General features: G+C 59.3%; 9 protein-coding genes. All 9 read left to right on the forward strand.

All coding sequences use genetic code 11. The annotated features are described in order from the left end of the window. Positions 1 to 227: 227 nt before the first annotated feature. The 9 genes from ACQ4WZ_RS11420 (at position 228) to ACQ4WZ_RS11460 (ending at position 11,723) form a co-directional block, all read left to right on the forward strand. The gene (locus ACQ4WZ_RS11420) at positions 228 to 3,566 is read left to right on the forward strand and encodes a tetratricopeptide repeat protein (RefSeq protein ID WP_436573447.1); all 3,339 of its coding nucleotides are present in this window, start codon (positions 228 to 230) and stop codon (positions 3,564 to 3,566) included. Continuing rightward, a complete protein-coding gene (locus ACQ4WZ_RS11425; protein WP_436573448.1) occupies positions 3,563 to 4,279 on the forward strand; it encodes a class I SAM-dependent methyltransferase in 717 nt (238 codons plus the stop codon). The genes ACQ4WZ_RS11420 and ACQ4WZ_RS11425 overlap by 4 nt, the downstream gene beginning before the upstream one ends. Before the next feature lie 18 nt (positions 4,280 to 4,297). Then, the gene (locus ACQ4WZ_RS11430; protein ID WP_436573449.1) at positions 4,298 to 5,494 is read left to right on the forward strand and encodes an aminotransferase class I/II-fold pyridoxal phosphate-dependent enzyme; all 1,197 of its coding nucleotides are present in this window, start codon (positions 4,298 to 4,300) and stop codon (positions 5,492 to 5,494) included. Further along, positions 5,491 to 6,681 (forward strand): aminotransferase class I/II-fold pyridoxal phosphate-dependent enzyme, encoded by a 1,191-nt coding sequence (locus tag ACQ4WZ_RS11435; RefSeq protein WP_436573450.1) that lies wholly within the window; start codon positions 5,491 to 5,493, stop codon positions 6,679 to 6,681. The genes ACQ4WZ_RS11430 and ACQ4WZ_RS11435 overlap by 4 nt, the downstream gene beginning before the upstream one ends. Beyond that, complete coding sequence (locus tag ACQ4WZ_RS11440; RefSeq protein ID WP_436573451.1) at positions 6,668 to 7,441, forward strand: WbqC family protein; 774 nt, start codon at positions 6,668 to 6,670, stop codon at positions 7,439 to 7,441. The genes ACQ4WZ_RS11435 and ACQ4WZ_RS11440 overlap by 14 nt, the downstream gene beginning before the upstream one ends. A 117-nt stretch (positions 7,442 to 7,558) precedes the next feature. Then, entirely contained in the window at positions 7,559 to 8,425 is an 867-nt protein-coding gene (locus tag ACQ4WZ_RS11445; RefSeq protein WP_278318679.1) for a flagellin N-terminal helical domain-containing protein, read from the forward strand. 222 nt (positions 8,426 to 8,647) lie between these two features. Beyond that, positions 8,648 to 9,514 carry a flagellin N-terminal helical domain-containing protein gene (locus tag ACQ4WZ_RS11450; protein WP_436573452.1) on the forward strand — a complete coding sequence of 289 codons (867 nt, stop codon included), beginning with the start codon at positions 8,648 to 8,650 and terminating at the stop codon, positions 9,512 to 9,514. Between the two features lie 173 nt (positions 9,515 to 9,687). Then, on the forward strand, positions 9,688 to 10,566 hold the full coding sequence (locus ACQ4WZ_RS11455; protein WP_101480830.1) for a flagellin N-terminal helical domain-containing protein: 879 nt from the start codon (positions 9,688 to 9,690) through the stop codon (positions 10,564 to 10,566). A 56-nt stretch (positions 10,567 to 10,622) separates the two neighbouring features. Further along, entirely contained in the window at positions 10,623 to 11,723 is a 1,101-nt protein-coding gene (locus ACQ4WZ_RS11460; protein ID WP_436573453.1) for a hypothetical protein, read from the forward strand. The last annotated feature ends 54 nt before the right edge of the window (positions 11,724 to 11,777 follow it).

Raw genomic sequence — 11,777 nt, forward strand, 5'->3', positions numbered from 1 at the left:
GTATGCTATGCACAGTTCAGATAGCAGGAGCAGATAAAAATTCCTGGAATCTCCCCTACTTAATAAGGACAGAGCCTCTTTTTGTAAAAAATCAATATTTCACTGTACTCGGCATCTATCGTAACAACAAATCTTGCATTACAAAAAAATTCTGCACGGAAAGTTTCTCGTATGCATTTCTAACAGTTACAATTCCCGCTGACAACAATTTCCGTGTATTACAGCCCATGACCGCCATCGCTCCGCCCGTAGTGCCATTGGAATCCGAATTACAGCAAGCCATCGCCGAACATCAGGCGGGTCGCTATTTGCAGGCAGAGGAGCTGTATCTGGCCATCTTGAAGGTACAGCCGTATCATGCCGTCGCCAATCACAACCTGGGATTGCTGGCCGGTCAGGTAGGGCAATATGCCGCTGGCTTACCCTACCTGCGCAAAGCACTTTCGGTCGATCCGGACGAGGGTCAATTCTGGCTGTCGTACGCAAATGGTCTGCTGCAGGCAGACCAGCCTGCCGAAGCGCTCGACATCATCGATACTGCCATCGCACGCGGCCTCGACAATGAAACTTCGCAAGCCCTGCGCCAGCGTTCGCTGCAGGCACTGGCTGATGCGGCCTTGGCGCCTTCACAGGAAGAAACGCAGCATATTGTTGATCTATATCACAGAGGTGATTTTGTACAGATGGAAATGGCTTGCCACCATTTGCTGGAAAAATTCCCCGAATCGTCTTTTGGCTGGAGCGTACTGGGCACTGCCCTGCAAGTGCAGGGAAAAGATGCGCTGTGTGCCCTTCGCAAGACTGTCGAGCTCACACCGCACGATGCCCAGGCACATGGCAATCTGGGCAATGCTTGGCAGGATATCGGCAACATCAGCAACGCCATCGACAGCTATTTGCGTGCACTGGAAATCGATCCGGAATTTGCCGAGGCACACAGCAATCTGGGTAGCGCATTGCAGGCGCAGGGACGCCACCAAGAGGCAGCGGCCAGCTATCAACGCGCGCTGACCCTCCGCCCCGACTACGCCAAAGCTCATTTCAACCTGGCCAATACACTCAAAACCCAGGGCAAGCTGGTCCAGGCGAGCGATAGCTACCGCAGCGCGCTGGCCCTGACGCCGTACGATACCGAGGCACATTTTCAACTCGGCGAAATCGCGCATGCACTGGGCCAGTTCGACGAAGCCGCCGCAAGTTTCCGCAGTCAATTGCAGATGACGCCGCAAGATGCCAGGGCCCACGCGGGCCTGGGTGCTGCACTGCAGGGTGCCGGTCAGGTGGAAGATGCCGTCGCCAGCTACCGCCGCGCGGCGCAGATCGATCCACACCTCGACATGCTGCATCATAATATGGCGCTCGCCCTGCACTCGCTGCAGCAATATGACGCCGCCGTGGACGCTTACCGACTGGCCCTGGCCACCCAACCGCATTCCATCGCGCTGCTGACGCGCCTGGGCGACGCCCACCGCGCCCTCGGACAAGCCGATGCAGCTATCGACTGCTACCGCCAGGCACTGGAAATAGACGCTGACAATGGCCCCGTCATGCTGTCGCTGGCCATTGCGCTGAAGCATGCCGGACAGCCTGATGATGCATTGGCCGCTTACCGCGATGCCGCCAGCCTGAATCCGCACGATATCGACGTCCATTTCAGCCACGGCGCATGCCTGCAAAGCCTGGGCCGCGCCAAAGAAGCCGTGGCATGCTATTACCGGGCATTGGAGATCGATGCCGACTCCGTCATGACGCTGAACAATCTGGGGGCCGCCCTGCTGGGCCTGCGGCAGGTAGAGGAAGCCATCGCACATCAGCGGCATGCACTCACGCTCAGTCCCGATTCGGACGTTGCCCATTGCAACCTTGGTGCCTGCCTGCAGGCACTGGGACAATTTGATGAAGCCGAAGCGAGTTACCGCCAGGCCTTGACCCTGACGCCCGATTATCTGGTAGTGCATAACAATCTGTGTACCACCCTGCAGCACCTTGGACGGCACGAGGAAGCGCTGCAAGTCTGCCTCCGGATGCAGGAACTCGGTGAAGACGATGCACCGCTGCATTTCAATATAGCCAATTCGCTGCAGGCGCTCAGGCAGACAGAAGCGGCCAAAGGCCATTTTCAGGCGGCACTGGAGCGTGATCCCGATTATGCCGAAGCGCATGTCAACCTGGGCAGCTTGCTGCAACTCCAAGGACAGGGCGAACAGGGCATGCAGCACATCCGGCAAGCCTTGCAAGCCAAGGAAGGCCACTATGCGCTGGCACACAGCAATCTGCTGTTTAGCCTGAGCCACAGCAACACGGCGGACGCCGGCACGCTGTTCGCAGAGCACTGCCGTTTTGGCGAATTGCTGGACACCAGCGCAGGCGACAGTACCAGCCTGCCCTTTGCGAATACGCCGCAAGCGGAGCGGCGCTTGCGCATAGGCATGGTTTCCGGCGACTTCAACAACCACGCTATCGCCAGCTTCCTTGCTCCCGTGCTCGCATTGCTGAAGGGCAATCCGGATCTGGAACTGTACGCCTACTACAACAAGAGCAGCGAAGAAGTGCACACGCACATATTGCGCGGCTACATGGACCACTGGCGCAATGTGACGAGTCTGAGCGACACCGCCATGGAAACACTGATACGAGACGATACCATCGACATCCTGATCGACCTCTCCGGGCATTCTGCAGCCAACCGCTTGCCCGTCTTCGCGCGCAGACCAGCCCCCATCCAGGTCAGCTGGATGGGCTATCCGGGCACCACCGGTCTGCGGACGATGGATTATTTCCTGAGTGACAATAAAATATTGCCGGCGGGCCAGTTCGATCACCTGTTCCTGGAAAAAATCGTCCACCTGCCCATCAGCGCACCTTTCATTCCCTATGCGGAAGCGCCCGACGTCGGCCCCTTGCCGGCACTGGCCAATGGGCATGTCACTTTTGGCAGCTTCAACCGTGCCAACAAGCTCAATCGCAAGGTAATCGCCCTGTGGTCGCAAGTGCTGCGTGCGCTGCCAAACTCGGTCATGCTGCTCGCCGGCCTCGACGGCGACGAGCGCGACGATTATCTGCGCAACTGGTTTGCCGAAGAAGGCATCGACCATACGCGCCTGCATTTCCACGCACGCGCCAGCATGGCCGAGTACATGCAATTGCACCAGCAAGTCGATGTCTGCCTGAATACCTTCCCCTACACGGGTACCACGACGCTATGCCATGCGCTGTGGATGGGCGTGCCAACCCTGAGCCTCAGTGGCAGCACCATCCCGACCCGTTCCGCAGCCGCTTATCTTGGCCATGTGGGCCTGGACGCATTCGCGGCGCATGACGAAGCGGATTTCGTCAACAAGGGAATCTTCCTCTCCCGAAACATTGCAGCGCTTGCCCAGCTGCGTTCCACCCTGCGTGAACGCTTCCTACTCTCGCCAGTCGCCCAGCCCGCACTGGTAACGCAGGGGCTCAAACGCGCACTGCGCATCATGTGGCGCCGCTGGTGCGCCGAACTCCCCCCCATCGCCTTTGATGCCATGCATCACGAACAGCAACAGGCTTCAAACAAGGAATCCATGCCATGAGCACGCACGACAGCGAGCGCGAAAAAGACTACCCTGTACTCGACCATGACGAGTACGCGCGCAGCCGGCCAGCCGACGATTTCTGGGGCCAGATCAAGCGCACCGTCAATGGCAAGCCCGTCACGGAAGAACAGATCCAGCTGATCGTCACGACGATCAAGAACAACCTTGGCCTGCAGGAAGGAGACGTGTTGCTCGACCTGGCCTGTGGCAATGGCGCGCTGTCGACCCGCCTGTTTGATCGCTGTCAGGAATTTGTCGGGGTGGATTTGTCCGGCTATCTGATTTCAGTTGCCCGCCAACACTATGAGATCGCCCCGCGCTACACCTTTCTCGAGCAGAGCGCCGATAGCTATGTACAGTCCGACCCACGGCCCGAGCGATTTTCAAAAGTGCTTTGCTACGGCAGTTTCTCGTACTTTTCAGCAGCCGCGGCACGCACCGTGCTGGAATTGCTGTGCCAGCGCTTCAGCCACGTCAACAAGGTCTACATCGGCAACTTGCCAGACCGCGACAAGCTCGACCTGTTCTACAAGGAAAACCGTCCCAGCGAGGCCGAATTGTCCGACCATGCTTCGCGCATCGGCATCTGGCGCAGCAAGCGTGAATTCGAGGCGCTGGCCAAAGCGGCCGGCTGGCGCACGCAGTTTGTCGCCGCCGATCCACAGTTTTACGCGGCCCACTACCGCTACGACGTCCTCTTGAGCCGCTAACCACGCACCATCCTGCACATGAAAAATACCGTAGCCGATCTGGCGCTGTTTGGCGGCAACAGTCTCTTTGCCGTACCCAAATCCACTTCGAACCTGGTGCGCCCCGACATCGAAGGCTTCCTCGCCTACTCGAAGCAATTCTATGCCCAGCGCCAGTACACCAACAATGGGCCGCTGGTCAGGCAACTGGAAAAACGACTGGCCACCTTGCACCGGACCGAATACTGCGTCACCTTCTGCAGTGGATTCTGGGCACTGGTGCTGGCCATTTCCAAGCTGGCCCTCCAGGGAAAAAGCGAAATCGTCATGCCGTCGCTGACGTATCGCCGCATGGCCGATATCGCGGCCTGGAACCGGCTGCAGCCGCGCTTCTGCGAAGTCGACCCACACACCCTGGCAATGAGCGCGGCCACTGCAAAGGAATGCATCAATGACAATACCGCGCTGATATTATGCGTGCATCCGATCGTCAATTGCTGCGATAGCGAAGGTGTGGCGGCGCTTGCCCGCGAGCGCCAGATTCCCCTATTGTTCGATGCGGTGGAATCTGTCTACGAGACCCAGGCGGCCGGCAAGGTAGGGCAATTCGGCGACGCTGAAATCTTCTCCTTGCACGCAAGCAAACTGCTCAACGGGTATGAGGGCGGCTACCTGACTACAAACAACCGGCAACTGGCCGAAGATCTGTCGCTGATGCGCGGTTTTGGTTTCAAGCATGCCGACAATATTGCCGTGCCTGGCGGCATGAATGCGAAACTGAACGAAGTTCATGCGGCGATGGCCCTGGCCAGCCTCGATGACCTGGAACAGCAAGTCGCGCGCAACCGCGTACGCTATCGCCTGTATCAATGCCTGCTGCAATCGATTCCAGGCATGCAGTTGCTGGAATTTGATGAACACCACGCCACCAGCTACAAGAATATCGTCGTGCGCCTGGACGCCGACTGGCCACTCAGCCGTGCCGATACGCTGCGCATCCTGCATGCCGAAAAGATTGTTGCCCGCCCCTATTACTACCCTGCGCTGCACCAGAAATCCATGGCCTATCCGCATGTCGCCGCCGACTTGCCGGAAACCGATGTCCTGGCCGACCAATTCCTGCTGCTGCCGTGCGGCCACCATGTGGACGAACACGATATCGAACAGATTGCCGCATTGCTTGCCATGCTGGCGCAGCAGGCGACCGCAATCAAACACCAGCTGGAGGCTACATGAACACCCCCGCTTTTGCGCTGTTCGGCGCAGCGCCCGCCTTTGAAAGCCCGCTGCCTGTCGGACAACTATATTTCCCTTCATGGGAGCGCTATGAAAGCGCTTTTCGCGATATCTTCGAACGCCAGTACTACACGAACCAAGGGCCACTGACGGCTCAGCTGGAAGCCAGGCTGCAAGACTTCCTGGGGGTACGCCACGTCATTTGCGTCAGCAACGCCACCATCGGCCTGATGATGGCGGCCGAGGCCATGCAGTTGCGTGGCAAGGTAATTTTGCCCGCGTTCACCTTTGTGGCGTCGGCACAATCGCTGAGCTGGACCGGTCTTGAACCGGTCTTCTGCGATGCGGATGCAAGCACGGGCCAGATTGACCTGGCACAAATCGAAGCCCTGATCGACGATGAGGTCAGCGCCATCATGGGCGTGAACCTGTGGGGCGGCGCCTGTGATCCATTGGCCCTCGAAGCGCTGGCGCACAAACACGGCCTGCAGCTCTACTTCGACTCGGCGCACGCTTTCGGCTGCGCCTTGGACGACCGCAAGATCGGAAATTTCGGCCAGCTGGAAGTGTTTTCCTTCCATGCCACCAAGATCCTCAGCGCCAGCGAAGGCGGCTGCATCAGCACGAATGACGACGAACTGGCCGCGCGCCTGCGCAATATCCGTAGCAGTTATGGCGCTGGGCACACCGTGCCCGTGGTCAAAACCTCGAACGGGCGCATGTCCGAGGCACAGGCAGCCATTGCATTGATGAGCCTGGAAGACTTTCCCGCCAACCAGCAAAACAATGCCGCGCAATTCCAGGCATACGCGGAAGGCTTGCGCGACATTCCGGGCATTACCCTGACGCAACCGGGCGGCGTGAGCTTTTCCAATTATCAATACCTTGTATGCAGCATCGATAGCGAACGGTTCGGCCTGGAGCGCGACCGCCTCATGGAATTGCTGAAGGCAGAAAATGTGCTGGCGCGCCGCTATTTCTACCCTGGCATTCACCGCTGCATCCCCTATGCGGAGAAATTCCCCGCCTACCAGTCGCGCCTGCCACAAACGGACACGCTATGTGCCAGCAGCATGCAATTGCCCATAGGAGCACTGCTGACGCTGGAAGATATCGCGCGCATCTGCGAGCTGCTGGCGCGCGCGCAACGAGACGCCACCGCCATCGAACAGCATGCACGGGCGTGACATGGCGGAAAAAGTCACGCTTGGCATCATGCAGCCATACTTTTTTCCCTACCTCGGTTACTTCGACCTGATCAACCGTTGCGACCGCTGGATCGTTTTCGATGTCGTATCCTATGCGCCGAAGAGTTGGATGAACAGGAACCGCATCCTGCATCCGACACAAGGGTGGCAATATGTCAGCGTGCCGGTCGACCGGCATGCCGGTGTCGGCCTGATCAGCGACGTGACGCTGCTCGATCCGCAGGCGGCACATGACAAGATACAGGGCCAGATCGTGCATTACCGCGCGGCAGGCGCCCCTGGCTATGCAGCGGTCAGCTCAATGATCAGCGAAAGTTTTGCTGGTGCCCCCAGCGGCCTGCTACGTGACCTGAACGTCGCCTCGCTGGCGGCCATCTGCGCCTGCCTGGATATGCCATTTCAATATGATAATTTATCTGATCTGAACCTGACCTTGCCTGAAATACCGCACGCTGGTGCCTGGGCGCTGGAAATTGCCCATGCGCTTGGTGCGCAGGCCTACCTCAATCCGCCCGGCGGCAGGGAGATATTTCGGCCAGCCGAATGGCAAGAGCGCGGCATCGAACTGGACTTCACCAACCTGGTATCGTTCACCTACCCCACCCAGCGCTATGAATTTGTCGAGCACTTGTCCATCCTCGACGTACTGATGTGGAACCCGCCTGGCGTGGTAAAAGCCTACCTGGACAGCCGCAAGTTTTCCCCGCTGGCGCCAGCACTATCCTCACTGCGCGCATAAAGAAATAAAAAATTTCTCTAAAGCATTTAATAAGTGTCGGCGCTTAGTCGTCTTGTACTTGGGAGAGCACAGGGAACCGTTGCTCCAGAATGTATCCACCACCTTAGGAGCTACACCATGCTGAGCCTTCACACGAACAACGCTGCACTGTCGGCACAAAATTCGATCGCCAAAACCCAATCGCAACTGTCGACTTCGATGACCCGCCTGAGCACCGGCTACCGCATCAACTCGGCAATGGACGACGCTGCCGGCCTGCAAATCGCAACCCGTCTGAAAGCGCAAACCAGCGGTATGACCGTTGCCATGAGCAACACCCAAAACAGCACCTCGATGCTGCAAACGGCCGAAGGCGCGTTCAACGAAGTTACCAACATGCTGGTCCGCATGAAAGACCTGGCCACCCAGGCAGCCGACGCGTCGTCGAACACCGACGACAAGGAAGCCATGCAAGCCGAGTTCGACGCCCTGGGCAAAGAACTGTACAACGTCATGACCAAGACCACCTTCGGTGGCAGCAGCCTGCTGGTAGGCGGTACGCTGGCATCGAGCATGACGTTCCAGATCGGCGCCAGCGCCGGCGAAACGATGGCCCTGGACGTTTCGGCCAAAATGACGACCTTGGGCACCAACCTGGCCGCCGCCGTTAAAACCTACGCCAGCGCGCCACCTTCGACCCTGGGTACCGAAATCGGCACTGGCACGACCGCCAACACCAGCATCACCGCGCTGTCGACCCTGATCGACAACGTCGGCGAAATCCGTTCGGCACTGGGCGCCGCCGCCAACCGTCTGGACCACGTCAACAACAACCTGTCGAACATCTCGACCAACACCAAGGCCGCTACCGGCCGCATCATGGACGTCGACTTCGCCACCGAAAGCTCGAACATGACGTCGTCGCAAATGCTGCTGCAAGCCGGCACCGCGATGCTGAAACAAAGCAACAGCATGTCCTCGATGGTCATGTCCTTGCTGCAATAATCTTTGCCTGGCCGCCTGCGGCCAGCGAGACAAAGCCAGGCTGCTGCCTGGCTTTTTTCATGTCTACCCCCCGGTTTTGCCCACCTATATCGCTGCGCACATAAAGAAATGAAAAAATTTCTCCAAAGCATTTAATAAACTCTTCCGCTTAGTCGTCTTGTACTTGGGAGAGCACAAGAAACCGTTGCTCCAGAATGTATCCACCCCCTTAGGAGCTACACCATGCTGAGCCTTCACACGAACAACGCTGCACTGTCGGCACAAAATTCGATCGCTAAAACCCAATCGCAACTGTCGACTTCGATGACCCGCCTGAGCACCGGCTACCGCATCAACTCGGCAATGGATGACGCTGCCGGCCTGCAAATCGCAACCCGCCTGAAAGCGCAAACCAGCGGCATGACCGTTGCCATGAGCAACACCCAAAACAGCACCTCGATGCTGCAAACCGCCGAAGGCGCGTTCAATGAAGTGACCAACATGCTGGTCCGCATGAAAGACCTGGCCACCCAGGCAGCCGATGCGTCATCGAACACCGATGATAAGGATGCCATGCAAGCCGAGTTCGATGCCCTGGGCAAAGAACTGTACAACGTCATGACCAAGACCACGTTCGGCGGCAGCGACCTGCTGACCGGCGGCACCCTGGCTGCCAAAATGACGTTCCAGATCGGCGCCAGCGCCGGTGAAACGATGGATCTGGACGTATCCACCAAAATGAGCGCGCTGGCAAGCGCACTGGGTACCGCCATCGGCACCTACAAAGCATCCGCTCCAGCAGCAGCCGGTTCCGAAATCGCTACCGGCACGGCCGCTAACGGCGCCATCACCGCACTGTCGAATCTGATCGACAACGTCGGCGAAATCCGTTCGGCATTGGGCGCCGCCGCCAACCGTCTGGACCACGTCAACAACAACCTGTCGAACATCTCGACCAACACCAAGGCCGCTACCGGCCGCATCATGGACGTTGACTTCGCCACCGAAAGCTCGAACATGACATCGTCGCAAATGCTGCTGCAAGCCGGCACCGCGATGCTGAAACAAAGCAACAGCATGTCCTCGATGGTCATGTCCCTGCTGCAATAATCTATGCTTGGCCGCTTGCGGCCAGCAACGCAAAGCCAGGCTGCGGTCTGGCTTTTTTTATATGCGAAACGTATTAATTTGACTATATTGCCTTTCGATTTAACAATGCTGGCGCCACAGTCGCCTATACAAGATAGACCCGTTTCACCCTCACCGCCCACCGGAGCCGCCAAGTGCTGAGCATTCACACCAATATCGCCGCACTGTACGCACAACGCGCGATGGGATGGGCGCATAGCCAGTTATCCACATCGATGCAGCGCCTCTCCACCGGCTTTCGCATCAACTCGGCCATGGACGACGCAGCTGGCCTGCAAATCGCCACGCGCCTCAGTGCCCAGGTGAGCGGCATGACGGTGGCCATGCGCAATACGCAGAACAGTACCTCGATGCTGCAGACGGCCGAAGGCGCGTTTGGCGAAGTGACCAGCATGCTAGTACGCATGAAAGACCTGGCCACGCAGGCGGCCGACGCTTCCTCCAACCAGACAGACCGCGACGCCATGCAGTCCGAATACGATGCGCTGGGGCTGGAACTGTACAACGTCATGACGAATACCACCTACGGCGGCAGCCTGTTGCTGGGCAATGGTAGTCTTGGCAAGGGCACGCTGTCGGAGGCGATGACCTTCCAGATCGGCGCCAGCAGCAGCGAAACCATGAAGTTCGACGTGTCAGGCAAGATGGGCGGACTGGACACGGTTCTGAAAGCCATTTCGGCCAACTTTGCGCCAGGCGCCACGGCCGGCAGCGAAATCGCCACGAATGGCGGCGCCAACAGCATGATCGACCAGCTGGCGGCAGCGCTCGACCAGGTCGGCGGCGTGCGCTCGGCCCTGGGCGCGGCGGCCAACCGCCTCGGCCACGTGCACAACAACCTGGCCAACATGGTCACCAATACCAAGGCCGCCATCGGCCGCATCATGGATGTCGATTACGCGGCGGAAAGCGCCAACATGGTGTCAGCACAAATGTTGCTGCAGGCGAGCACGGCGATGCTCAAGCAAAGCCAGAGCATGCAGAAAATGATACTGTCACTGTTGCAGCCATGATGGCTGATACAGCCTGATTCACCAGCTCGTATAGACTCTCTTCCGGACATAGTGGCATGGCGATAGACCGCATTTCATCGGGTAACCCGGTTCCCCTGATTACCCAGCGCTTCGACGTCAGCCCCGCGACGCCGATGGTGCCGGGCGTGGTGCAGCCGCTGGTGCCTATCGGCCCCTACATGGCGCCCGCGCCGGACGCCGGCACCCTGCCCGCCCAGCTGCAACAGAAGGGACAGGACAGCCTGGCATCCCTCATCAAGCCCAATGCCGATGGTACGGGCGGCGCCATGCCGCGCGACAGCAGCGCCATGCAGGTCAATCAGCTGTTCTTCACGCGCCAACTGGTCTGGCAGCCGCCTGACGCGGCGCAGCTGGCCGCCTCGTGGCGCGTGATGGTCAAGACGTATGGCGAGCAATATGCGGCCCTGCAGGAACAGGCGCGCGGCCAGCACGTACCGGGCAACCTGTTCATGGCCGAGCAGCAACCGGCCCTGCTGCGCGAAGGCGCCCGTCCTCCACTAAGCGTCGACAGCGAAGCGTGGCGCTTTGCCGTGTATGGCTGGGGCGGCCAGCGCCTGCTGCTGCGCGTGCTGGCCAGCGACGAGGAAGACGATGCGGCACCCCGGCGGCGCGGCAAGGTGGCGCTGCGCGTCGAACTGATCATCATCGGCATCGGCCGGGTCGTGATCCAGATGGAACCGGCTGGCGACGGCGTGCTGCTGGAACTGGCTGCTGACGAAGAAGCTGCATTGCGCCATGTGCGCCTGGCCCTGCCCGAAATCGCCGACGCCGTGCGGCGCGCCGGCCTGCGCGTGGTGCGCTGCCGCCTGAACCGCCAGCTTCATGCGCAGCGCGTGCATGGCAATTACCCGATGCAGGCGGGCGCCGCGTCGCTGTCGCTGCCCCTGTTCCGCGCCATGGCCGAAGTGGCGCTGCTGCTGACGCAGCCGGAAGCGGAAGCGGCGGCCGATCCCGAGGCGCCCGCGGCTTCCCGGGGCGAAACTGAAGAGGAAACCATCATCACCTCGAAGGAAGTGGCGGCGCCGCTCGGATACGACTATGGCGATGAGGAAGAAATAGCGCAAGGCAGCACCGTGCTGCTGCTGGCCGACGGCCAGGAGCACGACCTGCTGCCGCCCATCGACGAGCAGGATTGATACAGCAAGATTGATACAACATAAAAAACGGCGCCCGAAGCGCCGTTTTTTTGT

Source organism: Janthinobacterium darwini, assembly GCF_051380905.1.
GTDB lineage: Bacteria > Pseudomonadota > Gammaproteobacteria > Burkholderiales > Burkholderiaceae_D > Janthinobacterium.